This window comes from Sporosarcina gallistercoris (assembly GCF_014836415.1).
Lineage (GTDB): Bacteria > Bacillota > Bacilli > Bacillales_A > Planococcaceae > Sporosarcina > Sporosarcina gallistercoris.
In genome coordinates this window covers 14176-41040 of record NZ_JACSQY010000016.1, presented here as the reverse complement: position 1 = coordinate 41040, position 26865 = coordinate 14176, and the positions used below count along the sequence as shown (strand labels likewise).

General features: G+C 40.5%; 23 protein-coding genes. 2 read left to right on the top strand and 21 right to left on the bottom strand.

Annotation, left to right across the window (positions count from 1 at the left end; all coding sequences use genetic code 11):
* Positions 1-220: 220 nt before the first annotated feature.
* The 8 genes from prfB to flaG form a co-directional block, all read right to left on the bottom strand.
* A protein-coding gene (gene prfB / locus H9659_RS14865; protein ID WP_191692059.1) for a peptide chain release factor 2 occupies positions 221-1322 on the bottom strand; the annotation gives its coding sequence in 2 pieces (ribosomal slippage) (positions 221-1249 and positions 1251-1322; 1101 coding nt in all).
* Between the two features lie 38 nt (positions 1323-1360).
* Positions 1361-3868, bottom strand: a complete 2508-nt coding sequence (gene secA / locus H9659_RS14860) for a preprotein translocase subunit SecA (RefSeq protein ID WP_191692054.1) — start codon at positions 3866-3868, stop codon at positions 1361-1363.
* A 687-nt stretch (positions 3869-4555) separates the two neighbouring features.
* Entirely contained in the window at positions 4556-5125 is a 570-nt protein-coding gene (gene hpf / locus H9659_RS14855) for a ribosome hibernation-promoting factor, HPF/YfiA family (protein WP_191692051.1), read from the bottom strand.
* A gap of 123 nt (positions 5126-5248) precedes the next feature.
* Positions 5249-5611 (bottom strand): PilZ domain-containing protein, encoded by a 363-nt coding sequence (locus H9659_RS14850; RefSeq protein ID WP_191692049.1) that lies wholly within the window; start codon positions 5609-5611, stop codon positions 5249-5251.
* Between the two features lie 340 nt (positions 5612-5951).
* On the bottom strand, positions 5952-6305 hold the full coding sequence (locus H9659_RS14845) for a flagellar protein FliT (protein WP_191692047.1): 354 nt from the start codon (positions 6303-6305) through the stop codon (positions 5952-5954).
* Entirely contained in the window at positions 6302-6703 is a 402-nt protein-coding gene (fliS, locus tag H9659_RS14840; RefSeq protein WP_191692045.1) for a flagellar export chaperone FliS, read from the bottom strand. The genes H9659_RS14845 and fliS overlap by 4 nt, the downstream gene beginning before the upstream one ends.
* A gap of 34 nt (positions 6704-6737) precedes the next feature.
* Positions 6738-8204, bottom strand: a complete 1467-nt coding sequence (locus tag H9659_RS14835; protein WP_191692044.1) for a flagellar hook-associated protein 2 — start codon at positions 8202-8204, stop codon at positions 6738-6740.
* 14 nt (positions 8205-8218) lie between these two features.
* Entirely contained in the window at positions 8219-8581 is a 363-nt protein-coding gene (flaG, locus tag H9659_RS14830) for a flagellar protein FlaG (protein ID WP_191692042.1), read from the bottom strand.
* Positions 8582-8811: 230 nt separating this feature from the next.
* Between flaG and H9659_RS14825 the strand changes: the two genes are divergently transcribed.
* Positions 8812-10791, top strand: a complete 1980-nt coding sequence (locus tag H9659_RS14825) for a methyl-accepting chemotaxis protein (RefSeq protein WP_191692040.1) — start codon at positions 8812-8814, stop codon at positions 10789-10791.
* Positions 10792-10961: 170 nt separating this feature from the next.
* Positions 10962-12944 carry a methyl-accepting chemotaxis protein gene (locus H9659_RS14820; protein WP_191692038.1) on the top strand — a complete coding sequence of 661 codons (1983 nt, stop codon included), beginning with the start codon at positions 10962-10964 and terminating at the stop codon, positions 12942-12944.
* Positions 12945-13004: 60 nt separating this feature from the next.
* Here the strand turns inward: H9659_RS14820 and H9659_RS14815 are convergent, their stop codons facing one another.
* The 13 genes from H9659_RS14815 to H9659_RS14755 all read right to left on the bottom strand — a co-directional run bounded on the left by H9659_RS14815 (position 13005) and on the right by H9659_RS14755 (position 26218).
* Complete coding sequence (locus tag H9659_RS14815; protein ID WP_191692036.1) at positions 13005-13709, bottom strand: gamma-glutamyl-gamma-aminobutyrate hydrolase family protein; 705 nt, start codon at positions 13707-13709, stop codon at positions 13005-13007.
* Positions 13710-13940: 231 nt separating this feature from the next.
* On the bottom strand, positions 13941-15032 hold the full coding sequence (locus H9659_RS14810) for a DUF2920 family protein (RefSeq protein ID WP_191692034.1): 1092 nt from the start codon (positions 15030-15032) through the stop codon (positions 13941-13943).
* A gap of 392 nt (positions 15033-15424) precedes the next feature.
* Positions 15425-16108, bottom strand: a complete 684-nt coding sequence (locus H9659_RS14805; RefSeq protein ID WP_191692032.1) for an acylneuraminate cytidylyltransferase family protein — start codon at positions 16106-16108, stop codon at positions 15425-15427.
* Positions 16098-17153: a nucleotidyltransferase family protein gene (locus H9659_RS14800; protein WP_191692030.1), complete on the bottom strand. Its 1056-nt coding sequence runs from the start codon at positions 17151-17153 to the stop codon at positions 16098-16100. Before H9659_RS14800 ends, H9659_RS14805 begins: the two co-directional genes overlap by 11 nt.
* A 3-nt stretch (positions 17154-17156) precedes the next feature.
* Positions 17157-17780 (bottom strand): acetyltransferase, encoded by a 624-nt coding sequence (locus H9659_RS14795; protein WP_191692029.1) that lies wholly within the window; start codon positions 17778-17780, stop codon positions 17157-17159.
* On the bottom strand, positions 17773-18846 hold the full coding sequence (gene neuB / locus H9659_RS14790; RefSeq protein ID WP_191692027.1) for an N-acetylneuraminate synthase: 1074 nt from the start codon (positions 18844-18846) through the stop codon (positions 17773-17775). The genes H9659_RS14795 and neuB overlap by 8 nt, the downstream gene beginning before the upstream one ends.
* Complete coding sequence (locus H9659_RS14785; protein ID WP_191692025.1) at positions 18847-19515, bottom strand: PIG-L deacetylase family protein; 669 nt, start codon at positions 19513-19515, stop codon at positions 18847-18849.
* Positions 19508-20677, bottom strand: coding sequence for a UDP-N-acetylglucosamine 2-epimerase (gene neuC, locus H9659_RS14780; RefSeq protein WP_191692023.1), 1170 nt, complete (start codon positions 20675-20677; stop codon positions 19508-19510). Before neuC ends, H9659_RS14785 begins: the two co-directional genes overlap by 8 nt.
* A complete protein-coding gene (locus H9659_RS14775) occupies positions 20667-21605 on the bottom strand; it encodes a GNAT family N-acetyltransferase (RefSeq protein WP_191692021.1) in 939 nt (312 codons plus the stop codon). The genes neuC and H9659_RS14775 overlap by 11 nt, the downstream gene beginning before the upstream one ends.
* A gap of 12 nt (positions 21606-21617) precedes the next feature.
* Positions 21618-22775 carry a LegC family aminotransferase gene (locus H9659_RS14770; RefSeq protein WP_191692019.1) on the bottom strand — a complete coding sequence of 386 codons (1158 nt, stop codon included), beginning with the start codon at positions 22773-22775 and terminating at the stop codon, positions 21618-21620.
* Complete coding sequence (locus H9659_RS14765) at positions 22772-23782, bottom strand: NAD-dependent 4,6-dehydratase LegB (RefSeq protein WP_191692017.1); 1011 nt, start codon at positions 23780-23782, stop codon at positions 22772-22774. The genes H9659_RS14770 and H9659_RS14765 overlap by 4 nt, the downstream gene beginning before the upstream one ends.
* Complete coding sequence (locus H9659_RS14760) at positions 23779-25635, bottom strand: motility associated factor glycosyltransferase family protein (RefSeq protein ID WP_191692015.1); 1857 nt, start codon at positions 25633-25635, stop codon at positions 23779-23781. The genes H9659_RS14765 and H9659_RS14760 overlap by 4 nt, the downstream gene beginning before the upstream one ends.
* The gene (locus H9659_RS14755; RefSeq protein ID WP_191692013.1) at positions 25622-26218 is read right to left on the bottom strand and encodes a hypothetical protein; all 597 of its coding nucleotides are present in this window, start codon (positions 26216-26218) and stop codon (positions 25622-25624) included. Before H9659_RS14755 ends, H9659_RS14760 begins: the two co-directional genes overlap by 14 nt.
* Positions 26219-26865: the final 647 nt, after the last annotated feature.

Sequence of the window (26865 nt, the reverse complement as noted above, 5' to 3'; positions counted from 1 at the left end):
TGTAGATTCTCCTCATCTCTTTGGTTGTATTCTACAAGACCCTATCTTTATTGTCTAAGTAAGTGTAGCCTATTCAGAACAAGTTCCCCACCTCCAGTGAATAATAGTCCTTTGTACAAGCGATTCGAATTTTCAATCAAATAAAAGTAAAAAACGGGGCTGCTCCTGAATGTCATATTCCGACTTTCAAGGGCAGCCTCGTCATATATTTGATTTTTTCTTAAGAAATACGCGAACGCAAGAATGCATTGATGAACGAATCGATTTCTCCATCCATGACAGCCCCTACGTTACCGGTTTCTTCGTTAGTACGGTGATCTTTGACCATGGAATACGGGTGGAAGACGTAAGAACGGATCTGACTGCCCCATCCGATTTCCTTTTGGTCTCCGCGGATTTCGAGAAGACGTGCTTCTTCTTCTTCGACACGGATCTGGTAGATCTTCGCTTTCAACAAGTTGATTGCACGTTCACGGTTTTTGATCTGTGAACGTTCTGTTTGACACGTTACGATCGCGCCTGTCGGGATATGCGTCATACGAACAGCTGAATCCGTCGTGTTGACGTGCTGTCCGCCTGCACCACTCGAACGGTACGTGTCGATTTTCACATCTTCCATCTTCAAATCGATGTCCACGTCACCCGAGAATTCAGGCATCACTTCAACAGAAGAGAATGACGTATGACGACGACCTGAAGAGTCGAACGGTGAGATCCGGACGAGACGATGTACGCCTTTTTCCGCTTTCAAGTACCCGTACGCATTATGGCCTTTGATCGAAAGCGTGACAGATTTCACGCCTGCTTCGTCGCCTGCTTGGTAGTCCAGTGTTTCCACTTTGTATCCGCGCTGCTCCGCCCAGCGAGTGTACATCCGTAAGATCATCGATGCCCAGTCTTGGGACTCCGTACCGCCGGCTCCTGAGTGGATTTCGAGAACAGCGTTACTGCTGTCGTACTCTTCACTCAAAAGCATCTGCAAATCGAAGTCTTCCATGCGCTTCAAGAAAGCCTTCAATTCATTGCCAAGTTCTTCTTGGAGCTCTTCATCGGGCTCTTCTTTCAACAATTCAACGGTCATTTCAAGGTTTTCTTGTTCTTCATTCATCGCATGGAACTCGCCGACGCTGTCTTTGAGTGCATTCGATTCCGAAATGACGGTTTGCGCTGCATCTTGGTCATCCCAAAATGTAGGGTCCATCATCATTTCTTCAAGTTCTTGCATACGAGCCTCTTTGTTTTCTAAGTCAAAGAGACCCCCTAAAGTCCACTAATTTCTTAGCTGTTTTGTCGAGCTCGTTACGTACATCTGATAATTCCATCATATATTGTTCCTCCAAAATTCAAGTTCACAGACAAGTTACTCTCGTCCATGGCAGTTCTTATATTTCTTCCCGCTGCCGCATGGACAAGGGTCATTACGACCGATATTGACCGAACGTCGGACCGGTTTCTTCACCGTCTTCTCGCCGTCTTCTTTCGGATTCACCGCTTGACCTTTCGCAACTTCTTCACGCTCAAGGTTGTTACGGATTTCCGCCTTCATGACGTACTTCGCCGCATCCGATTCAATGGCATTGACCATCTCCTCAAACATTGCAAAGCCTTCTGACTGGTATTCACGAAGTGGATCGATTTGGCCATATGCACGCAAATGGATCCCGTGACGGAGCTGATCCATCGCATCGATATGATCCATCCATTTCGTATCGATCGCACGAAGTAATACGACTTTTTCAAACTCGCGCATTTTCTCTTCGGACATTTCCTCTTCTTTTTCATCGTAACGTTTGAGTACTTCCGCTTTGATGAAATCCGTCAATTCTTGCGCCGATTTTCCTTCCAGGTCCGCTACAGTCAAGCTGTCCTCCGATAGGAAGTTCGCACCCAAGAAGTCGACAAGACCTTTCAGTGCCCAGTCTTCCTGCTTTTCTTCCGTCGTATGGATCGCTACTGCATTTTCAACGACACGTTCAATCATCGCTTCCAATACAGGGCGTACGTTCTCTGATTCCAGTACGTCATTCCGCTCTTTATAAATGATTTCACGCTGTTGGCGCAACACATCATCATATTGAAGCAATCGTTTACGGGAGTCGAAGTTATTCCCTTCGACACGTTTCTGAGCGGATTCAACAGAACGTGAGACCATTTTCGATTGGATCGGTGTTTCATCATCCATACCGAGTTTCGTCATCATGCCTTTCATCTGCTCGGAACCGAAACGGCGCATCAGTTCATCTTCAAGTGACAAGTAGAACTGTGTAACCCCGGCATCCCCTTGACGACCTGAACGTCCGCGTAACTGGTTATCGATACGACGGGATTCGTGGCGCTCTGTACCGACAACTGCAAGTCCGCCAACTTCTTGGACACCTTCGCCAAGCTTGATGTCAGTTCCTCGACCGGCCATGTTTGTTGCGATTGTAACCGCCCCTGGCTGACCGGCCTGTTCGATGATTTCCGCTTCACGACCATGGTTTTTCGCGTTCAAGACATTATGAGGCACACCGTACTTCTTCAAGAAGTTCGAAATGATCTCGGACGTTTCAATCGCAACCGTACCGACAAGAACCGGCTGGCCGTTTTTGTGACGTTCTTTAATGTCATCCGCAACTGCTTTGTACTTCCCTTCCGTTGAAGAGAAAATCAGATCCGGACGGTCATCACGTGCAATCGGACGGTTCGTAGGAATGGCAACGACGTTCATGTTGTAGATGTTGCGGAATTCCTCTTCCTCCGTCTTCGCTGTACCCGTCATTCCTGACAATTTATCATACATCCGGAAATAGTTCTGGAATGTGATTGTTGCAAGTGTCATCGATTCGTTTTGGACTTCAAGTCCTTCTTTCGCCTCGATCGCTTGGTGGAGACCATCACTGTAGCGACGGCCTTTCATCAGACGGCCTGTGAACGAGTCAACGATGACGACTTCGCCTTCTTGGACGACATAGTCTACGTCAACATGCATACTGACATGCGCTTTCAACGACTGATTAATGGTGTGGTTGAGTGTGACGTGCTGCAAGTCGAACAAGTTCTCAATGCCGAATGCTTGCTCCGCTTTCTCAATACCGGTTTCCGTCATTGTTACGCCTTTTGTTGTCTCATCATATGCAAAGTCTTCCTCTTGTTTCAACGTCATGACGAAACGGTTCGCCAAACGGTACAATTCTGCCGATTTCGCAGCTTGCCCCGAAATAATGAGCGGTGTCCGTGCTTCGTCAATCAAGATAGAGTCAACTTCGTCAATGACCGCGTAATGGAGCGGGCGTTGTACTCTGTGCTCGCTGTACAACACCATGTTGTCGCGCAAGTAGTCGAAACCGAGCTCATTGTTCGTCGTATAGGTGACGTCCGCCAGATACGCTTCACGCTTTTCATCTTTCCCTAAACTGTTCAAGTTCAAGCCGACAGTCAGTCCAAGGAACTCATACAACTGTCCCATTTCCTGAGCGTCACGGGAAGCCAAGTATTCGTTGACCGTCACGACGTGCACACCTTTGCCGTCAAGAGCATTCAAGTATACCGAAAGTGTCGACGTCAGCGTCTTCCCTTCACCGGTTTTCATCTCCGCGATGTTGCCTTCGTGGAGAGCGGCTGCCCCCACGATCTGGACGCGGAATGGATACAGGCCGAGTACACGGCGCGCCGCTTCACGGACAACCGCAAAGGCTTCCGGTTGAATCGCGTCAAGAGTTTCCCCTTCGCTCACACGTTTCTGGAATTCCACTGTTTTCGCACTCAAATCAGTATCCGAAAGCTGCTCCATTTGAGTCGCAAGCGCTTCGGTCTGATCGGCAATCTTCTCTAGTCGTTTCAAATCACGTTTATTCGGATCAAACATTTTATTCAATACGCTTAGCATAATTTGGTCACATCCTCACAAAGTTCACCCTTCATTTTAACATTGTGACCGGGCAGGCGCAAATGCAATGCAACGAAATTTCCGACTTTTGGATTATAGGGGGGAGATGTGGGGGTTGCTTGAGCGGATATGAGGGTGGCTTGATCACTTTTTGGGTTGGCTTGAGTGGATTCGCATGGTGCTTGATCACTTTCAGGCTTGCTTGAGACGAAACTCTATATCCCCTCATCTCTCATCACTAAATGCGCAGCGGAGCGGAGCACACCAATCAGGCTTGGTTTTAAAATGGGGAAAGATGGATTGGTCGCGAGCTTGGATACTTTCTGAAAGAGGGTAGTTGCCGCGGGATTGAGTGGATTGCGGCTTGTGTGATCGCTTTCTGCGGCGCTTGAGCGGATTCGCCACTCGTTTGATCACTTTTCGCATTGCTTGAGCGGATTCACCACCTGCTTGATCACTTATCGCTGCGCTTGAGCGGATTCACCACTCGCTTGATCACTTTTCCCTCTGCTTGAGCGAATTCACCACTCGCTTGATCACACCCAGGCTATCATGTTGCGAAGTAGTAACGTTTTGGAGCGGTTAGAGGTTGGAATGGAGCGGTTAAGGATAGGCGGATGAAACACAGAATGAAATACAGAAGTGAACACAAAAAAACCGCCCAAAGTTCGGGGCGGTTTCCAATCATTAATTAGTTCCAGTTTCGATCAAGCCGTACTTGCCGTCGCGGCGCTTGTAGACGATGTTTGTAGAATCCGACTCGCCATCAGTGAAGATAAAGAAATCGTGACCTAGCATGTTCATTTGAAGGATGGCTTCTTCTTGGTCCATCGGCTTCAGATCGAGCTGCTTCGTACGGACAACGTTGAACTCGTTCTCGTCTTCTGTATCGTCTTGTGACTTGGAATCGTTCTCCATTGTTGCCTGCAAGAATGCGCCGACGCCTTCGCGCTCACGGAACTTGCGGTTCACTCTTGTTTTATATTTTCGGATTTGACGCTCGAGTTTATCGACAATCAAGTCGATTGCTGCGTATAAATCGTTATGACGTTCTTCAGCACGGAGTGTCAAATTTTTCATTGGAATTGTAATTTCAACTTTTGTCTGCTTATCGCTGTATACTTTCAAGTTCACATTGGCTGTCGCTTTCACACCTTCTGTGAAGTATCGTTCCAGCTTACTCACTTTCTTTTCAACGTACTCACGGATTGCTGGAGTAACCTCGATGTTTTCGCCACGAATGTTGAAGTCTAACATATAAACTCCTCCTTTAATTTGACCCTATCTCTATCTTCTCCATTGACCGAACAAAACCCTTCTTTTCTTTGTGAAAATTAAAAAGAATTTTGTCGGATGTTGCCGAAGCGCTTTTACTGCTGATTAACGCTCAGCTTGCCTGCGAAGCTTCAGATCATTGACGATTGTTTGAGCGACTGCCTCATTTTCGTCGAAGTCTATGCCGTATATCCAACCGTCCCCAACCGCATCCTTCCAGACGATGACACCATCTGTCTCGATCGGCTGTTGATATAGGTTGAATCGCAGTTTTAGGGCTACTTCGTCTCGTTTTACCGGGATATTGAAAGTCGTTTCCATACGGGTTCCGCCTGGACTAATATCCAGTAACTCGGAATCACCGGTTCCGGTTCCTGGGCGATCGCTGTTTTTAAGGTAAATACTGAATTCTGCCGGGACAGGTTCATCAAAGGGAAATCTGAATGCTTCATCACGTTTGTAGTGCATATCCTCACGCTCCATCCACTTCTCTAGTCCCTTCAGTATATCAAATAGTTACCCGCTACGTGTCCCCGTTTCACCGAGTATCCTAATAGGTGCTCCATCTTCTACTATTGCCGAACAGACGCGTTCTGAAACCTCTTTCCGGAATGCCGGCGTCGTCTACACTATGTTACAGAACCACCTCTCATGTATAAAAAAAGCCACCCAGCAATTGCTTAGTGATCTGTGTTATAGCTATAAGATGACTGCTTCATTATATGTTTACTTAATTTGCTCAGAGAACTGTCTTTATCAGCAGATAAGTCAAAAAATCCGACGAATGGTTCAACTCGCCGGATTTCTCTTATTGTTTCGTATCGTAAAACGTGCCGTCGCGGGCAACTTTGCTATAAGGATTGACGTAACTCCGCACACTGTCTTTTTTCGTTTGAGACGTAGAGAGATCTTTTCGAATCGCAGTCAGATAGCTTTCCAACTTCACCGCGACTTTCGACTCCTGGGCAACCAATTCTTTCCCGAACGCTTCTTCTTCTGCGGAGAAAGGAGGCTTGATGCTCGGCTGCAATTGCTCCCGTTCATCTAAAATCGCTTCTATAGAAACGATCATCGCATCGCGGTGATCGTCGTCATTTGAAATGGAAAGTGCGAGCAGCCGATCCGTTGCGTCTTTCCATTTCATAAGTTCGGGTCGAATCATATTTCACTCACATTGCCGTATTGCTTCTGGCGATTCAATTGGATGACTTGCTTCCACGTATCACGGAACTCCGTAATAATTTCCGCAGCTTCTTCAAACAACTTGGAATCATTCTGAATGTTTCCATCGACAAGGCGGCTGTTCGCAAATTCATACAACACGAGCATGTCCTTCGCAACCGGGAACGACGCATCCAACGTGATCATCAGTTCAGAAATAATCGCCTGCGCTTTCTGCACAGCCGTATTCTTCTGTTCAATCTGACCCAATTCCGCTGCGCGCTTCGCTTGTTCAATGAACTTCAAACAACCGTTATACAGCATTAACGTCAATTCCCCAGGCGTCGACGTCGTGACAGAATTATTTTGGTACGTAGCGTACGGATTATGCATGACCATTTTCAAGACTCTCCTTTTGTAATACGTGTTTCACTTAAGCACCGCCACCGAGTGCGGACATCAAACTAGCTGATTGCGCATTCGCTCGCTGGATTGCATTTTCCATGGCATTGAACTGTTTCCAATAGCGGGATTCAACCATTTGCATACGAGATTCAAAGTTCTCGATTTGTTTGTTCATGGCGTCCAGAGTTCGACCGAGGGAAAAGGCTTTGTTGCTGTCGCCGATTTTGCCGGCACTTTTTTGGATAGAAGTTTGGGTAGCATTGACAGCATCTCGCAATTTCCGGGCTACTCCATTACTTTCTGGATTTGCTTTATCTTCATGTGAGAATAGCTTGTGTACGTCAGCAGGGTTTTTAGAGATCGCTTCTTTAAGCTTCGTTTCGTCAATTACCAGTTTACCATGGTCTAGATAGTTTTTAGATGTTGTAATACCGATGGAGCTTAAACTGATTTTTTCTCCATTTCCTAAATCAACAGAACCAGACAATGCCGTTCTCATTGTAGTCAGGAGACTAGATAGTTCAGGATCATTTCTTAAAGTCCCACTCATCGCTTTCTCTTCCCACAGCTCAATTTCCTTCTCTTTCATATCGGCTTTTTGTTCAGCAGATAAAGGCTGGAAGTTACGATATTTTGGTTCACGAATTTTTTTATTCAGGTCTTCAATGAGCTTGTTGTAGTCATCTACAAAACCTTTAACAGTATCGAACACTTTATCAGTATCAGTAGTTGCATTGAAAGTAATATCTTTATTGTTTGCAGCTTTTAGCGTAATTTCCATGCCATCTAATTCGAACGTGTTAAAATTACGTACAATTTCCATACCGTTATATTCTATGACTGAATTATTTCCTTTTACAAACGTTGGAGATGTTTCTACGGTTGGGTTGTCAGCTGGAGCAATAAGGCCTAAACTTTCTCTAATATCTGTCCCGCTTTTGTGTGTAATTTGGATATTGCCCTCACCACTATCTTTTGCTGACATTCCGATTTTACCAGATACTGAATCATAGAATGCTCTTACTCCCGTATCTTCTGTAATTTTTTTAACAATTGCCTTAATGTCATCCCCAACTTCAAGCTTTACATCTTTTTTTCCAGTTGACGTTTCAATAGTTATCGTTGATTCATTTTCAACTTTGAAAGTCTCATGATTTGCGATTTTCCCACTTTGCATAGTCGCATTTGTAGCTAATTCCTTCACCTTAATTGTTCCATTAAAATCCTCAGTATTCCCTTTAGACTTAATCGAAATATCATCAGGCGCTGATATCGCAACATTTTTCTGATTGAAGTTCTTTGACAAAATCACATTATCAAATACCTTGTCACTAAAACCTTTCAAATCCCGATTCGCACTTCGATAATCATTCAACTGCCACTCGAAATACTGCTTTTTCTGTGTTACTTTATCCAACGGTATACGTTGGGCTTTCATTAAGTCCTTAATAATCGATTCGGTATCGATTCCGCTTGCTAGTCCACCAATTCTCATATTGAAACACTCCTTTAGATTTTACGGTCGATGAGCAGGCCGAGGAATTTTTTCATTTCCGCGTGCATGTCCATTAGTTTTTTTGATGGGATCTCTCGGATCACTTCATCGGTTTTCGAGTCTACGATCGTCACATAGTATTCGTGCAATTCGTCGTGCATTTTGAACCGTAGCTGTGTGTCCACGCTTTCCAGGAACTTATTCAACCCATCCGTTACTTCTTTGGCTTTTTTCACGGGCAGGTCTTGTTCTCTGGGCGCTTGCTGTTGTGCTTGGTCGTGAATGACTTCAACTTTTGTCACAATTCCGGATGCCGTTCCATCCCCAGGTCCCGCCGTATGCTGCCGGTCGTGGCCTCCCCCTATTTGACTGACCATTTCTCCGTCCTCCTCTAGCGTCACACTTATCTAGTCATTATATCGGTAAAGCTGAAGAAAAGTTTACAAGAGATTTTGACTGAACAGCGGATTTCAGTAGTTGTGGCTGAACATCACCTTTAGCAGAATGCAATCGATTCCAATTTTCGGTCTTTTATCCGCCTCTAAACTTTTAGCTTAATCTTCCGAAATAGGCTGTGTACATATAGATAGAAGAAAGAAGGAAAATCATGACAAAGTCTCTTAAAACTAAAATCATTTCAGCTGCGCTTGCACTATTTTTAGTCGGAGTTCTGATGATGGCCTTTATGCTGAACGGGATGATTAAGATCCGCTCCGTTGAACGGGTCATCAGTTCCAGCGGGGGGACGACCGATCAAATGTCCTATGCGGTAGAAAACTTCTTGACGCAATATAGCAAAGGCTTAGATATACTTGGGAAATCAGAAGAGATTAACGGATTCGCACAGGCGACCGGAAACACTTCTGCTGAAGCCCTGTTACAAAAAGAGTTGGAGAATTTCTTAGGCGTTTATGACGATGCGGTTGCCGTATATTTTTGGACACCGACCAAAAAAACCGTTCAATTCCCTAAAATAGATATGACTTCGTTCGACCCGACTGAACGCCCTTGGTATCAGAGCGCCGTGGAGGCTCCAGGAAGTATCCAATGGACCCCACCCTATTCGGACGAAACGACCGGCAATCTGATGATCACCGCTTCAATCGCGGTTGAAACGAACGGTACACTCGCCGGAGTTGCGGCAGTCGATCTGGAACTGACAGCAATTTCCGAGATGTTGAATGCTACGGACATTCCTTATGAGGGTCAACCATTTTTATTTGATAAAGAAGGAACTGCCCTTTCCCATCCTACGGAAAGCGGAGAGAATCTCATGAATCTGTCCTATGTGAAGGATATGTATAGTTACGAAGAAGGGGATCTCACTTATACGGATAACGGCAAAGATATTGTCAGTGTCTTCAACACACTCCCCCAATTCGGTTGGAAAGTGGGAACCGTATACGAAAAAGATAATTTAATGGGAATGGCGAAACAGCTAAGAACTTCCATCCTGATTATCTCAGCAATTGTTTTAGTAGTTGTGGCTGTCGTGCTATATTTCCTGATTGGAAGGATGCTGAAACCGATTGCCCGTCTTCGTTCACTCATGGATGAAGTGGCGGCAGGCGATCTTACCGTCCAATCCGACATTCAGACGAAAGACGAAATCGGCCAGTTAAGTACGAACTTTAATCAGATGATCACGAATATGCACGGCATCATTTCAGTTGTGAACCAATCCGCGGATCATGTCCGGACCAATTCTGAAAGTTTGAGTGCCGTCGCTGAAGAAACGAACGCATCCAGCTCTGAAGTCGCACATGCAGTGAACGAAATTGCACACGGTGCTTCAAAATCTGCAGAAGATGCCGAAACAGTGTCGGAACGGGCTGACGAACTAGGCCGGCAAATAAACGGCATTACAGAACGTGCAGTTTCCATGAATGAAATCGCAGTCCGCACTGAAGATATGAATGCCAATGGTCAAACTCAGATGGCACAGTTACAAGAGACATTCCAGTCCTCAGGCTTGAACTTGAAGACGATGAATGAAGCGATTGCGACACTTAGCGAGAAAGTGAAAGCAATCGGGAGTGTGATGGACACGATCACCGATATTTCATCCCAGACGAATCTGTTGGCGCTGAACGCAAGCATTGAAGCGGCGCGAGCGGGAGAGCATGGGAAAGGCTTTGCGGTCGTTGCGGAAGAAGTGCGGAAACTGGCGGAGCAATCGGCACAAGCGACGAAAGATGTTCAAACGACGGTCCTGCAGCTGCAGGAAGAATCCCGTCTCGTCACAGCGCAAATGGAAGAGACCATCACGACGTTCCGTGACCAAGGCTTGGTCGTCCAAGAAACGGAGACGACATTTGGCGACCTTTCTGCACTGATGGAAGATATGCAGACGGCGATCCAATCGATTTCCGAGGAGATTGAAACTGTCGGCCGCCATAAAGAAGAAGTTGCTTCGACCATCCAGACGATGGCCGCAACTTCACAAGAAACCGCTGCAGCATGTGAAGAAGTGAGCGCTTCAACGGATGAACAGCTTCGGGCAATCCAATCGGTGACGGACGCTGCAGAGACGTTGACAAACTTGAGTGAAGAGTTGAATCAAGCGATCGATCGCTTCAAAGTATAAGCCGTATCTCACAAATCAATCAGTAGAGGAGATTGCCTACCGCCAGGCAATCTCCTTTTTTCACTTCACATTATAGATCACCATCATTTCCAGATATTTCTCACTTAACTTTCAACAAATTCCGCCGAAATATAAGTAAGTATAAATAACTAACTTAGGGGGGATTTCCGGTGACAAAATCATTAAAGACTAAAATAATTTCAGCAGCAATCGTATTATTCTTAATTGGAATCATACTTATGGCTTACATGTTGAACGACCAAGTCAAAAAGCGTTCGTTGGAGAATGCTGTAGACTCAAGCGTAGCTCTGTCCGACCAAATGGCCATTTCAGTGGAGAATTTCCTCGGACAATACGGGAAAGGATTGGATTTGTTAGGGACGACTGAAACTGTTTCCACCTTCACTGGGCCTGACGGAAAAGAAGTGAGTGAGAAGGTGTTACTCGATAAACTCGAGGAATTCCTCAGCAAGTATCCCGATGCTTCTTCCGTCTATTATGCCCTCCCTTCTAAATATACGGGCATTTTTCCAGTGGTCGATCTGACCGGCTTCGATCCGACGACCCGCGAATGGTATGTGCTCGCTTCGGAAAATCCTGACAAGGTGCAATGGTCGAAACCTTACGTGGATGAAGCGACTGGAAACTTCGTCATCACCGCTTCAAAGGCAGTCATGGTGGATGGAAAACTAGCGGGGATCACAGGAGTCGATATTCAATTATCCGCGATGACAGACGCGCTGAATTCCATCGACATCGCGCACGAAGGGTATCCTGTTCTATATGACCAAGATGGGACAGCGATCTCCCACCCGTCTAAAAGCGGGGAAAACATGATGGATCTCCAATACGTGAAAGAACTGTTCCAAGCTGAAAAAGGTGATTTTGAATTCACAGATGAAAAAGGGAATGATTCTGTCAGTGTCTTCACTACCCTTCCTGAATTCGGTTGGAAAGTCGGAACCGTTTACGAGACGGACAAGTTGATGGGAATGGCCAAGCAACTCAGGACTTCCATTTTAGTGATTTCATTGATCACTCTCCTGATTGTCGCGATTGGACTGTTCTTCATCATCGGGAAATTACTGAAGCCGATCGCCAGCCTTCGCAAATCGATGGATGCCGTCGCTGAAGGCGATTTGACGACGCACTCGGACATTCAGACAAAAGATGAAATCGGACAACTGAGCGATAATTTCAACGAAATGATCACGAGCATGCATGGCATCATTTCAGTTGTGAACCAATCCGCGGAAAACGTGCGCATGAACTCTGAAAGTTTGAGTGCGGTTGCAGAAGAAACGAATGCTTCCAGTTCAGAAGTTGCGTATGCGGTGAACGAAATCGCTGAAGGTGCTTCTAAATCTGCTGAGGACGCTGAAACGGTAACAGAACGGGCGGATGAACTCGGCCGTCAAATCAACGGCATCACAGAACGCGCCGTATCGATGACTGAAATTGCAGAGCGTACAGGAAACATGAACGCAAATGGACAAACTCAAATGGCTCAATTGCAAGAGACGTTCCAGTCGTCCGGTCAGAACTTGAAATCGATGAACGAAGCAATCGGTACCCTTGGTGAAAAAGTGAAAGCGATCGGCGGCGTGATGGATACGATTACGGACATTTCATCGCAAACGAATTTACTCGCATTGAACGCAAGCATCGAGGCTGCACGTGCAGGTGAACACGGCAAAGGATTTGCGGTTGTGGCGGAAGAAGTACGCAAGCTCGCGGAACAATCCGCTCATGCGACGAAAGACGTCCAATCGACCGTATTACAATTGCAGGAAGAGTCACACCTCGTCACGCAACAAATGGAAGAAACCATCAATACGTTCAGGGACCAAGGCGTCGTTGTTCAAGAAACCGAGTCGACATTCGGTCAACTGTCTGCCTTGATGGCAGACATGCAAGCGTCCATCGATGCGATTTCAATCGACATCCAGAACGTTTCGCATCATAAGGATGATGTCGCAATGACGATCCAGACAATGGCCGCAACTTCGCAAGAGACCGCAGCTGCGTGCGAAGAAGTAAGTGCTTCTACAGAAGAACAGCTCCGCGCCATCCAGTCGGTGACGGATGCTGCAGAGACGTTGACGAACCTGAGTGAAGAGTTGAGTCATGCGATCGATAGGTTCAAAGTGTAAATGACATGTGAAAAGGGACTGCCGAAGTACTGGCAGTCCCTTTTTTGTCGTTCTTTAAGATTAAGATTGGCTAGCAGCGTTCACAAAGCCCTCAAACAAGTTCAATGACGTTTCATCGTCCCGGTTCGAGAGCGCCTCCGGATGCCATTGCACACTCATTACAAACCGATGCTTCGTACTTTCCAATGCTTCAATGATTCCATCCGTCGCAGTCGCAATGACTTTCAATGGTTCGGGTACATCATTCACCGCTTGATGGTGGAGGGAGTTCACAAGAATTTCTTTTGCCGATGCAAATTTCGCTAGACGGCTCCCCTCCGTCACTCTAGCCGTGTGCGTCGGATAGTTGCGATCCGCCTGTTGCTTATGCTGCAGGAGCGGTCCTTCCAAATCCGTGTAAATGTGCTGATGAATGGTACCACCAAGCGCAACATTCAAAATCTGATGCCCCCGGCAAATACCCAGCACCGGCATATCCTTGCCTACCGCACACTTCGCAAGCGCCATCTCCATCGTGTCGCGCTCAGGCGCAATCTTACCCAGCTCCCGTTTCGGCTCTTCTCCAAATAGAAGCGGATTCACGTCTTCCCCGCCCGTCAACAGCAAGCCGTCAATCCGGTCGCAAATCTCCTCGATATCTTCAAGCCCTGCTGGCAGTACAACAGGCAATCCCCCTGCGCGCAAGATTGCCCGGCTGTAATCCGCTTTCAAAAATGTTTCTCCGTTTTCGTCTATGTCTGATGTGATGCCTATGAGTGGTTTCATTGTGATATCTCCTTTGGGAATAAAATAGCAAAACCATCCTTGGGTGCGTGGATGGTTTTGGTTGTTTATGGTGTATTCCCTGGTTTGGAGATTTTCAATCCAGTAGATAGATGGTTGATAGAGTTTAGCGTCATTAAAGCGGCAATGACATGGACCATTTTTAGTTCAGAAAAGTTTCATAGCTTTGAGAGAGAAAATGCGTAAACCGATTTCTAGTTAGTTTGAATTAGCCTACCTAATTTGCAAAGAAAATATAGGAAGACCTTGTGTATAATCTATTTCTATTTCTGTATTAGATAAAATAATGTTATTATTTTGTACTTCGACGTTATTTTGAACGTCTTGAATGAGATTATTAAAAGCATAATCAAATAAATTTAAAAAATCTGCGTCTAATCCATGTCTATTGGATTTAAACTTAACTTGATCAACATCTTTTTCATCAATTAATATGAATTGCGTCCGATTCACACTTAGCATAATTTGTTGTTTCCGAATATGATCAACTAAGTTATCGTCAGATCCTTGAAACATGAAGATATTTGCTTGATTATCAAAGTCTCGATATATGCTTTCTAAACTTAAGGCTTTCTTATCAGATATTAATGTTTTAGCTAAGTAATCGAATTCTATCTGTAGTGTCATTTTATTACTTTTATTATATAAATTACGGTTTGTAGATAAATAGACAGGATCTATCCAAGAAGAATTATCTATAATATTCGTTAGTAAGTGAGGAGCTAATCGATTTACGAGATGTAATAAATATGCCCCATGTGAATGTCCGTATCCAATAATCTTTTGGTTATTAAAAGTAAGATGATTATCTTGTAAAATTATTTTAACAACTTCTAAACATGTGATTAAATCAATTGCTTGCATAAAGCCCATATCGTTAAAAAAGTTTTCAGTCTCTTGTAATCGGGCTTTTACAGGCAATACAATAGAATGATCAGACAGCATCTGCAACAAAAGGGACGGTTCACTCGTTAAATCATTCTTTTCTCTGGATGTAAGATATTTATTAACATAGTATCCCATATTCTCTAATGTGATGTTATCTGGACCCTGCATAAATTCGTCACCGAAGTAAGAACATTGTACTGCAACTAGATTGTAATGATCGGCAAATAATTTCCTCATCTTACTGTATACTTTCGAGTCTATATTACCACCAAAACCAGGAACAAATAGGATCAATCCAGTTTCAATCGTAACACCTTCTTCCGGTACGGAAAAGTCAATACGCAATTCCCTACCCGTATTGCTACCATTGTAAATATTATGATGTGCCGGGACTTTAATCGAATTATTTTTGGCCATTTATCGTCAACTTTCCTAAAGTCATTTTTTATTTAACTTATAATTATATTTATTATATTCTAAATCTAATACATATTTCAAGGACTATAGCACATAAACAAGACATAGTTATTCCACTTTCCAGCCTACGAACAAATTCTTTTCCATATCTCTATCTTCTATATTAGTAATGTGTCAGTATTTTTAAAAATGATTTAAGTATGAATCATCATACTTAAATCTCACTTTATAATGTGAATCTCCTTAAACAATGAACTTATACCTATCTTGTCAAGCGATCACTAATTGAATCTAACTTTATAATCTTTAATTCCCCCTCAAGAGACATGTGAATTCTTTGAAATAATCTTCTGATTTAATTAAGGCACGACACGTTTCTTTATATTAGATAATCATCTATTCCTCAATATGTATTCACACACCACAAAATCTTCTTCAGTATCAATATCTTTAGCTCTTTTATTCGGCATATTGTAAGCAATCGTTTCATTAGTTATGAATGTTCTGCTATTTAATAACCACTCTATCTCTGCAATATAAATGGCTCCATTTAATGAGTAAACTGATGGTAGTTCTTGGCGTCTTGGTATTAAAGTATCCTTAGAGATTATAGGTTCGAGTTTATGATCAAGTATTTCATACATCCAATATGGCGAATCGTTCGCTTCTGAAACACTAACACAAGCTTTAGCTTTATGTTCATGAATTTTTTCAATACATGTGTCTATATCTGCTACTATTCTAAGAGGAGATGTTGGTTGTAAAAGCATGACGTAGTCATAATTAGGAATTTCCGTAAGAGCATGTAAAATCGGCTCTATACCAGGTGTAGTATCTTCTGAAAGCATGGATGGACGTTTAAAAGGAACCTCGCAAGAATACTCTCTAGCTATCTCAATAATCTCTTCGTCCTCAGAAGACAAAATAAGACGATCAATGTACTTTGATTCTTTAGCAGCCTCAATTGTCCAAGCAATTAATGGTTTACCTGCTAAGTTTCGAATATTTTTACGCGGTACTCCTTTGGAACCTCCACGAGCTGAGATAACTGCTAATATTTTTTTATCATTTATCATGGAATCTCTCCCAATAAGTTTCATTTGCTAATTTGTAATCATCCATTTGGCCAATGTCTAGCCAATACTCTCTTAGAGGAAAGGCAGACACACTTTGATTACTTTCCATCACAGATTTAAACAAATCTGGCATATCAAAAAAATTATTGGCTGGAATTTCATCTAAAATTTTCGGATTTAAAACATACACACCTGTATTCACAAAGCTTTTATTTATCGGTTTTTCTTGAATGGATAGCAATTTTTCATCTTTAGTTTCAACAACTCCGTATGGAATTTGATATTCGTACTCTCGTACACACATAGTGGCTGAAGAGTTAGTTTCTACATGAAAGTTTAAAAGTTGTTCAAAATTAATTTTTGTTAACAAATCACCGTTCATTACAAAAAAAGGAGCTTTAGGATACTCTGGAAGCAAAGACAATCCACCAGCTGTTCCAAGTCTTTTTGTCTCTTCGATATAATCTATGGATACACCTAAGTGTGAACCATCTTGAAAATAATCTTTTATCACTTCTTTTTTATAGTTCACTGAAAGTATGAATCTCGTAAAACCATAACTTTTAAAACTTTCGATAATCGTTTCTAAGATTGGTTTACTTCCAACATTCAACATTGGTTTCGGTATACTTTCCGTTAGTGGACGAAGTCTAGTACCCAGTCCTCCAGCCATCAACACGACTAAATTCTCTTTGCTCAAAAGCCGTCTTGGTTCTTCCGCAAATAAAATTTCAACCAATTTATAGTCTTCCGAAATAATCGGGAGTTGCTTTATCTTTAATTGTTCCATCTGTTTTCTATAATAAACATCACTTTTCCCTGCCATAAGATGTATAGGTGTACGATTCATCACTTCTGCTATTGGTCGATCTAAAGGGATTCCTTTTAAAATACCTCTTCTAATATCACCATCTGTAACAGATCCTAACAGAATACAGTCGCTATCTACAACTGCTGCAAACTGCATTGTAGTTTCGTCAATCAATCTCATGACCTCAATAATTGGTGTAGAAGACTCTACCAAAACTTCTTGCCATTTCTCCATTACTTACACCTCCTGTGCAGGTACACCATAAGCAGTTATATCATCTTTGATATTTTTTAAAACTAGAGATCCCGCACCTATTAGTACACAGTTCCCAATCGTTATATTTTGTATAATCGTAGTACCAGCACCAATGTGACAGTTTTCCCCCACTGAAACATTTCCTGAAAGAACTACACCAGGAGCAATGTGCGAATGGTGCTGAATTAAACTATTGTGATCAATTTGAGAGCCTGTATTGATAATTAAATTTTCTCCCAGTACAGATTGAGTTTGTATAATAACACCTGCCATTATTTGTGTACCTTCTCCTATTGCTACCGTCGGAGATATTATGGCTGAGGGATGAATGATTGTGGCAAAGGTGTATCCTTTGGATTTAAATGCTGCATACTTTTTTTTCCTTAGATTAGTTACATTTATCGCACCAATACCTAGTACAAGTTCAACTTCTTTCACCTGATATTCTAATATAACATTATCATTTCCTAAGTATGGTAGATTGTAGAATTCAGAACCTTCCTCCGGAGCTGTATATCCAATTATTTCAATATGGGTACCTTGTAATATCTCTACCAAAACCGAGGCATGTCCACCGTTCCCTATAATTATAACCGGCTTATTCATTCAACAAATCGTCCTCTTCATAGTTGCGGGTGGCACTTTTACCTATCAAAGACCAGAATCTTGAAGGGTCCATTCCATTACCAGGCCGTTTAAACGTTAGACTTTCCCTAGCAATTGGTTGCCCTTTTACAATACGTTTTTTTGCAACAATACTCTTTCTAGCAGCATTCCGATTTATAATTTCAATTTGAGTAGGTTCTTTAATAACACTACCTAATGATTGCTCCACCGCGCGAATCCCATTTACCATGCTTTCTAGTTCCATTGGATTCAATGAAGCCAAATGGTCTGGACCTGGTAATGTCTTGTCAATCGTAAAATGTTTTTCAATAACCGTAGCTCCTAAAGCAACTGCAGCAATTGGAACTGTAATTCCTTCTGAATGATCTGAGTAGCCAATAGGTAATCTTAACTCGTCTCTTAATCCTTTTATAGCATGTAAGTTAATCGTTTTATACGGAGCAGGATATTCTGTCGTACAGTGAAGAACTTTAACATATGCTTCTAACACTTCTTTTGCACGGTCTGTGTTATAGAATCTCCTAACTTTATCAACATTTACATCTTCACTTGGAAACTCTAAGCCGAATGCGATAAATGACAGTGATTCATGAATTTCTTCTATGGTTGCCATGCCTGTAGATAAAATAATTGGAAGTTGCTTTGTAGCCAAATAGTGTACAAATGGGCTATTCGTTAGCTCACCTGATGGGATTTTTATAGTCTTAAGTTGAAGTTCATGAACTAAAAAGTCGACACTTTCAAAATCAAAAGGCGTCGACAAAAATTCAATAGCTTGATGATTGCAATATTCTTTCAGTTCTTTAAATTGTTGGTATGACAGTTCAAGATTTTTTAACATATCAAACTGCGTCGTTTCTTCTCCCAAGTTCTTTACTTGATAAGAAGCTTGATGGGCGGATTGTGTAACTAAATTCTCCGTTTTATATGTTTGAAATTTTACTGCATCAGCTCCTGATATTTTGGCAACGTCGACGAGTTTCTTAGCAAGTTCGAGTGATCCGTTATGATTTACTCCAGCTTCTGCAATGATGTACGTTTTCATTTATAAAATACGCTCCTTTACTAGCATGAACGCTTCAGCAGCATCCACCCCAGCAGTTGCACCTCTTAAAACTGCTAAGGCGCGTATCGATCCCTCACTCCTTGGAAATGGATGAGAAGCAATTTCTGATTCGTAAATATTCATAATTTCAACCTTCTTATTAATGTAACCAGATATGTTAGAAAAAACATTCGGTCTAAAACCTATTGAATCTATATTCATTGCAAAGTTTGTTTCGGAGATAGTTTCGTATATCAAAACTTTTTCGATACTCGGAAATCTAAACCACTTAGTACATGACATTGTTGCATCATAAACTATTTTATGATCACTGTGAATATCTCCACGGTAGGGCACATAAACCACATTAGGCTTAATTTCCTTAAACACGTCTCCAATAGCATTAATCAAATTATTATCTGGAACACTATCCAATTTAGTAGCAACAAAATTTAATTTAAACACATTCTTAAATCCATATGCTGATGTTACCTGAGCGATTTCTTCTTCCCGTCGTTCTAACCATTTTCTATCTGTTGTTAATCCCTCAGCTGTAGTAATGATGCACCAATAAACGTCATCACCATTTGAAATATGCCTTAGTATAGTTCCACCACATCCCAGAGTTTCATCGTCAGGATGTGGTGCAATAATCATCACTTTATTCATTATTCACCTCTAAAGGATCGTTCGTTTTTAATTTGAATTCTTCGAAATCTAAAGTCTTTATTAAATCAAGTGCTAAATCTTCCGAATTACCGTCTCCATATGGGGATTGCACCGAATCAACTAATTTTTTGAAATCAGCAGATTCTACTTTTTCAATTGCTTCGACTATAGAATCCTCTGAATTGTCAATAAATACAACATTTTCTGCAGAAAGTCTACCTTTTTGTCTAATACCTACATTTATTACAGGTTTTTTTAAGAATGGAGCTTCATATATCCCTGCACTCGAGTTTCCAATTAAAAATTCTGCATTTCTAAATAGATTAATAAATTTTGGTCGATCTAAGTTTTTATAGAAATAAAAGTTTGGATTATCAATATTATTGCTAATTACATCTAATATTAGTTTGTTTCCACTATCCGTATTTGGATAGCTAACAAATGTAAATATCCCTTTTCTTTGTAATGCATTCAATATTTTTTGGAATTGCATACTTGCACTTTCATTCCTATCAATTACAGGATGAAATATTAACAATGCATATTTTTCTCGATACTCAATATTAAAAAATTCGAATAGGTCTTCTTTTGAAATTTCCTCCGTATTTAAAAACTTATCAAGTGAAGGGCTTCCTATGTTAAAAATCCGTCTCCTTTCTTCTCCTATTTTAAGAAGTCTTAGCTCTGAATTTTCATTTGTCACAAAATGTATATTCGCTAGCATTGAAGTCGCGTGACGAATTGGATTATCCACATTCCCATCTTTTGCATGATCTCCTCCAAAGAAGTGCGCGACAGGAACTTCCAAATAAGCTCCTACTAGTGAACCTGCCATTACATCCTCCCGATCACCGGCCACGATGATTAAATCAGGATTATAGTCAACAATTGTATGAACCACACTTAACAATAAAATAGATAAGGATTTAACTCTTACTGATGGACTATTTGAATCAAGGAGTGATTCAGTTTTAGCCAAAATTGGAATACCATCTTTAATAATTTCTGAGACTGAACCACCATAAGTAGAGGACATGTGGCTTCCCGAAACAATTAATTTAATATCTAAATCGGGGTTATTATTAATTTTTTTATACAGGCCACTTAGTAAATCATAATCTGACCTGATACCAGTAAATGCAACTATCTTTTTAATAGACATCTGAATCACCCATTTGAATAAAGTATTTATTATAGTCTAACTCAAAGTTCCCCTTAAATTGTTTCAAACAAAAATACGTTATAGGCACAGTAACATTAAATCCAAATTTCTCGAATACTGTATGTTTATGATCAAACACACTCATCCAGCAAGAAATTGAATTGTAGCCACTTTCGATTGCAAGGTTGTCTAAAAATGAGAGAATACAATTAATATCTTCTTTATTTTCAATTCCATTAAACTCTAGTATGTCTATTGAGTTATTATATATTTTATATAGTACACTACCTACTATTTCATGATTTTTAAACAAAACTATATGTTTATATGTATTAAATGGGTGTTTATTATATCTCCATTCATAATACTTTTTACTTTTCTCTACGATGTATTGATCTTTCTTAATTAAGTTAATCTCATCAATTTTATTGTATTCATTGTCAAACTCAATTCTATAACCTTTTTCCATTTTTTTCTTTTCTTGTTTTTTCACTTCATATCTTAATGTTGGTATTTCGTAAATATCTTTCCAACCAAGTTTTTTAACAAATGCTCCATGTGAATTTCCATTTGGAAATCCCCACACTGCTGAATAATTGCGCTCAATCATTTCGTTATACAACATATTAGCTAATTTAGGGAATAATCCCATTCCGTTATAGTTCGGATCCGTCATAGTAGTCATAGATAGAGCCGTTTTAAAGGATTCATTGCCCTTCCTGAAAAATACTGGACTTGCAGAATAATTAGCTATAATTTCGCCGTCTTCAATCGCAACTGCTACAAGTAATTCTCCAGTTGGGTTATCTAAATATCTCCATTTTAAAAAATCAGGATGAATATCCTTACCAAATGATTTTTTAAACAAACGATTTAAAGATGGAATGTAATGAAGAAATTGTTCTTTAGTAAGAATTTTTAAATCCATAAAAACCTTCCTTTATTCTGAAAATTTTATTGGAGAACTTGGAATATTAATTATTTCCTTTTGTAATTTATAAGTAACACTTAAATCCCCTGAAGGACACATTTGAAAAATATCAAGCGTATTTAAAGGAATCCATATTGGCCTCGCCATTACACCAGCATTATTCAATTTTTGCACCACTGTATCTCGATTAACACCTGTTTTTAATTGAAGTGTCTGTAGCCAGTAATTGCTCTTTGTATTTGGATTTTCGACAAATAACTTCGCATCCTTATTATTCATTAACATATTTACATATTTTTGAGTAAGAGTACGTTTTGATGCTATGAACCCATCTAGCTTTTGCAACTGTGCACAACCAAGCGCAGCATTAATATTAGGCATCCGATAGTTGTAACCAATTTCATCATGATTAAATTCCCAGGAATGAGGCACTTTTGCAGTGGTGGTAATATGTTTAGCATAATCGGCTAGTGCTTCATCATTTGTAAGAATAGCGCCTCCACCACCAGTCGTAATGATTTTATTTCCATTAAAACTGAGTGCAGCTGTCCGCCCAAATCCACCTGTATGTTTCCCTTTGTAATAGGATCCTAATGACTCGGCGGCATCTTCAACCAAAATTAAATTATATTTTTGACAAACATCTAGTAGTGGATCTAAGTCCACTGGATGGCCGAATGTATGCATCGGAACTACTGCACGAATAATTCTTCCTGTTGACTTATTCACCAACTGGTTATCTTTCATTACCCCAATTGACTGAATGTGCTTGTCCAACTTAAAAGGATCGAGTCCAAGTGTTTCTGTACTGACGTCAACAAAGTGAGGAATGGCTCCTAGATAGGTCGCAGCGTTCGCAGTTGCTATAAATGTTAGGGCAGGCATAAACACTTCATCATCAGCCTGAACGCCAGCTATTTTGAGTGCAATTTGAAGGGCTGCTGTTCCGTTGACAACCGCAACTGCCCGTTTCACACCAGTATACTCCGCTAGATCTCTTTCAAACTGATCTACATACTTTCCCACAGAAGAAACCCATCCCGTTTGTATGCAGTCCGTTACGTTACAAATCTCCAAGTTATCGAAGGTGGGCTCATGCAGTGGAACAAAATCTTTTCCATACATTTTCTTTACTTCTTTCGCAAATTGGAACCATTCATCATTCATATGTTATACACATCCGTCTTGTAAGAAGATACGTTCTGCGGATTTGAAAACCAAGCTATTGTTTCTGTTAATCCACGTTTAAATCCTTCTTTTCCTCCATATAAAGGCTCCCATCCAAGAAGTTTCTTCGCTTTTTGATTATCTGCCCACAAACGTTCTACTTCACTTTTCTCTGGACGAAGTCTTTGTTCGTCAGTGACTATTTCCAAATCGACATTCATGATATTCGCAATCATTTGTGCCGTCTCACCTATAGAGACCTCGTAGTTAGAGCCTATGTTAATGACTTCTCCAAGTGATTGGTCATGATCCAAAACAGATATAAAGCCATCCACTGTATCCTTCACATAATTAAAGTCACGTGTTGGACTAATCGCTCCAAGTTGAATAGACTTTTGTCCATTTGCAAGCTGACCGATAATAGTAGGTATAACAGCTCTTGCTGATTGACGCGGCCCATATGTATTGAATGGTCGAATAATTGATACTGGAGTCTCAAAAGAACGATAAAAAGATAATGCTAATTGATCTGCTGCAATTTTTGTTGCTGAGTATGGAGATTGCCCTTGCAATGGATGACTTTCATCTATCGGAACATATTGGGCAGTACCATAGACCTCACTTGTAGAAGTATGAACTACTTTTTGAATACCTAACTCCCTCGCAGCCTGTACAACGTTCAATGTTCCTTTTATATTTGTGTCCACATATGTATCCGGTGAATGGTAGGAATATGGGATTGCAATCAGGGCTGCCAAATTCAAGACATGAGAGCAACCTTTCATTGCCTCTTTAACACCATATGGATCCCGAACATCTCCTGAGAATACATCAAGATTATCTTTAATTTCTCGAGGAACTGTATCGAGCCACCCCCACGAATTAAAAGAATTATAGTACACAAATGGACGCACTTCATACCCTATTCTCACCAATTTCTCAGTTAGATGGGATCCAATGAATCCATCGGCCCCTGTTACAAGAATTTTCTTTCTCATCGGCTTCATTCCTCGCTGATTTTATCTATCTTGGTTTTCATTTCTTGGAAATAAGGTAACACAAAATCAAAGTGAAGTTTAATTTCATGCAAAAACAGACCAAATGAGTTAACAACAGTATCTGCTTTTCTTTGCAGGTTTTCTTCATAACGAATTTTTTTAGTGTCGAGTGATAGCTTCTCATTTTGGACTCTCATGAGAGGTTCTATAAAACCAGCATAGAACTCATTTTTCTTTATTTTATTGAATTGCTTATCAAAGGAAGCAAAACGTTTTTCAATATTTTTATACTGTTTCAGATCAGCAGACTTTTGTATTCTCTCCAATTCTTCTAATGCAGATTGGATTTCTCTATTCATTTTTTCTGCATATTCATTCATTAGATATGCTCTGCTTTCAATGAATTCTACATCGTATTTATTGGACTTCGCATGCCAGCCGGTCAAAACGATGCTATCAGCAAGCACATCACCAATCAACTGTTCTAAAGGAGTGAATGTTGTCCCTTCAATATGCGCTCCATTTTTTGTTGTATTAATTACTTTCAGTCCCGGATTAGATGCAATATGCATTTCTAATTGCTGGCGCATCCAGTTGAATCCATCATTGGTTTTAATATCATTCCCCTGAACGTCCTTAATATTTAACGTTTTTTTCTTTTCTTCATCATTTAACTTACTCTCAACAAAGTCGTATTGAATGCCCGCAGCATATCGCTGGTCATTTTGAAACCCCAAATTTTGCCCAACTAAAATGATTGGACTAGTCCCTAACATTATAAGTATCTGAAGTGTAACAACTGCGATGGAAGGAGCATCAAGTACGATATCGATCGATTGAGCTGTATCTAATAATTGTGGCGAGACGGTGTCTTGACTTGTAATCATATGGAGCATCTCACCGGGATAGTCGGACAATGTTTCAAACCCAACCGAACTTCCAAAGATCAAAGGTATATTGTCGACTTGTTGGTCCTTTAACTTTTTAAAAACAAGTTGATTTCTTTCAGAGGGATCATACGTACAAGCAGCATCAGGATAAACCCCCTGCTCAATCAACGCATTTATCGCAGATCCTACCGAAAAGATATAAGCCAAACCATGTTTTTTTATATACCGCAAGTTTTCAAATTCCTCGTTTAAAGAGGGTCCTGCTGCAACAATAATCGCTGGCTTTCCTTTAAACGCAGAACTATCAATATCATGTAAAATGTTTGGTGTCTGCAATACTACGGGAAAGTTTTTTATGGAGTTGATGGTCCAGCGTTTTTGAAATACTGCATTAGTTAACATAATACTATGACGATCTTTAACTAATTTTAAAGTACTTTCTAAGAGATTCCCGACTTTTTCACTATAAATTTTTTCATAGATTGGAAGTGGGATTATTTGTAAAACCTCATTGAATTGTATTATGATACTTTCTATTTCGACCATGATTTTTTTTTCATCAATCCCAGTGAAAATCCCTATCAAATGTTGAAGTGGAAGTTCATTCAATAAGCTATTTGATAGATAGGCGTGAAGTACCTCTTCATTCGGTTCGTATATCAAGAACTTAGTTTCAGGATGCTTTTTCATAAAATAATTGATATGATAGCCCATTCCAATACCAATAAATAGTACGTGGTGACTGTCTTTTGTAAATTTATCCACAAAGCGTTCTGCTTCACTCATAGGATCATACTTACTTTGTAAATACTGTGTTTTTCCTTCAATCAATATCTTAACAATTGGAACACCGGTCTTTGCTTTTTCTACTATTACAGCCCCTGAAGGTCTTCGATTATCCCATTGAGAAATTTTTTGCAATAAAGCACGATCTTTCAATCGCAATACATTTCGATTATCAATTAAGATCATGTCGCATTCCCTCATTATCTATTGTGCCCAGTATTTCTTTTTGTAATTCCTCAAAAACCATTAGCAATTCATATTGAATGATATCGCCAATCAATATACTGTCTTCGTTTTCAACTGCTTCTGCTAGGTTACGAATATGTTCTTGCATGTTCCCGGCTACTTCTAAGTAATTTTCCCAATTAGATGGTACAGTCTCGCTTTGACCAACATGCACTAACATTTCGTTAATCCATTGAAGGCCTTCTAGGAGTTCTTCTAAAGTGACCCAAGTCACAGACTTGGGATTATTGTAAAATTCATCAGATAATGAAAGCATTTCTGGTATTGCTCGTTTAATATATTCTCCAGTCGAAAGTAATAAATCATTTACATGGTCCTGGACAGTCTTAGCAACAACTACTAATTGACTAATATGTCCGATATGATGATTCAAATAGTCCTCATAATTTTCAAGTTCTATACCATCCGCAATAAAATGGCTAAAATAGTAACCTTTTAATATACATTCATTAACTTTCTCAAAAATAAGTTCAATAGTGGGGTTATCTAACATCACTATTTTTTGTGGGAAAATCAGTTCCAAGGAGAACCCCTCCAGTTAATATATTCATATAAATTGTATCACACTCTTACTATCGGTTGAGAAAAATAAAATTGAAGTGCTTTTAATCTTGGGAGTACAGTATAATAAAGATAGATTAAATCACAGTGTTGCATAATTAATGATTGAATTTTCAGTACCACACTTTGATTCTTGACTAAAAAGATAAAAATTAAAATAGAGAAAGCACTATTTTTTGTATTTTTATACAATTAGGCAGATGCTCCGATTGGAAATCAATCTTTAAGGGACGTGCGCTTTTTCGAAACGTCGTAACCAGTGCCTGGCATCTTTCCAAAACAATGTCTTTAACCCTCAGTCATTTTTCAGAAGCGGCATGAGGCTTTTAGTTTTATATTGAACTAAAATTGAAAGACATTATGTGAGGGGAGACAGGTAAATTTAGTTTTTCACCGCTTTTTTTCTCATTCCGTAAAAGTGTTTAATTTTCACATGTTGCCTGATTCATTTAAAGAACAACTCAATTGCCAAAGTTTAGCCGAAATTTCCTGATTTCCTCAGTTGGAAGATTAAAACTATTGGTGCTTATGCATATTTCTTACTATCGACTATAGATAATAAACACAATCTGAAAGACGTTTTCTATACTGCTCGATTTAGACCATTGG

Excerpts from the sequence above, each read along its gene's own strand:
- H9659_RS14760 (WP_191692015.1), bottom strand. The coding sequence starts at position 25,635 with ATGATCTTAATTGATAATCGAAATGTATTGCGATTGAAAGATCGTGCT.
- H9659_RS14770 (WP_191692019.1), bottom strand. The coding sequence starts at position 22,775 with ATGAATGATGAATGGTTCCAATTTGCGAAAGAAGTAAAGAAAATGTAT.
- H9659_RS14835 (WP_191692044.1), bottom strand. The coding sequence starts at position 8,204 with ATGAGAATTGGTGGACTAGCAAGCGGAATCGATACCGAATCGATTATT.
- secA (WP_191692054.1), bottom strand. The coding sequence starts at position 3,868 with ATGCTAAGCGTATTGAATAAAATGTTTGATCCGAATAAACGTGATTTG.
- H9659_RS14775 (WP_191692021.1), bottom strand. The coding sequence starts at position 21,605 with ATGGATTTAAAAATTCTTACTAAAGAACAATTTCTTCATTACATTCCA.
- flaG (WP_191692042.1), bottom strand. The coding sequence starts at position 8,581 with ATGGTCAGTCAAATAGGGGGAGGCCACGACCGGCAGCATACGGCGGGA.
- hpf (WP_191692051.1), bottom strand. The coding sequence starts at position 5,125 with ATGTTAGACTTCAACATTCGTGGCGAAAACATCGAGGTTACTCCAGCA.
- H9659_RS14850 (WP_191692049.1), bottom strand. The coding sequence starts at position 5,611 with ATGCACTACAAACGTGATGAAGCATTCAGATTTCCCTTTGATGAACCT.
- H9659_RS14785 (WP_191692025.1), bottom strand. The coding sequence starts at position 19,515 with ATGAATAAAGTGATGATTATTGCACCACATCCTGACGATGAAACTCTG.
- neuB (WP_191692027.1), bottom strand. The coding sequence starts at position 18,846 with ATGAAAACGTACATCATTGCAGAAGCTGGAGTAAATCATAACGGATCA.
- H9659_RS14800 (WP_191692030.1), bottom strand. The coding sequence starts at position 17,153 with ATGGAGAAATGGCAAGAAGTTTTGGTAGAGTCTTCTACACCAATTATT.
- H9659_RS14825 (WP_191692040.1), top strand. The coding sequence starts at position 8,812 with ATGACAAAGTCTCTTAAAACTAAAATCATTTCAGCTGCGCTTGCACTA.
- H9659_RS14845 (WP_191692047.1), bottom strand. The coding sequence starts at position 6,305 with ATGATTCGACCCGAACTTATGAAATGGAAAGACGCAACGGATCGGCTG.
- H9659_RS14805 (WP_191692032.1), bottom strand. The coding sequence starts at position 16,108 with ATGATAAATGATAAAAAAATATTAGCAGTTATCTCAGCTCGTGGAGGT.
- fliS (WP_191692045.1), bottom strand. The coding sequence starts at position 6,703 with ATGGTCATGCATAATCCGTACGCTACGTACCAAAATAATTCTGTCACG.
- H9659_RS14795 (WP_191692029.1), bottom strand. The coding sequence starts at position 17,780 with ATGAATAAGCCGGTTATAATTATAGGGAACGGTGGACATGCCTCGGTT.
- H9659_RS14815 (WP_191692036.1), bottom strand. The coding sequence starts at position 13,709 with ATGAAACCACTCATAGGCATCACATCAGACATAGACGAAAACGGAGAA.
- H9659_RS14810 (WP_191692034.1), bottom strand. The coding sequence starts at position 15,032 with ATGGCCAAAAATAATTCGATTAAAGTCCCGGCACATCATAATATTTAC.
- H9659_RS14765 (WP_191692017.1), bottom strand. The coding sequence starts at position 23,782 with ATGAAGCCGATGAGAAAGAAAATTCTTGTAACAGGGGCCGATGGATTC.
- neuC (WP_191692023.1), bottom strand. The coding sequence starts at position 20,677 with ATGTCTATTAAAAAGATAGTTGCATTTACTGGTATCAGGTCAGATTAT.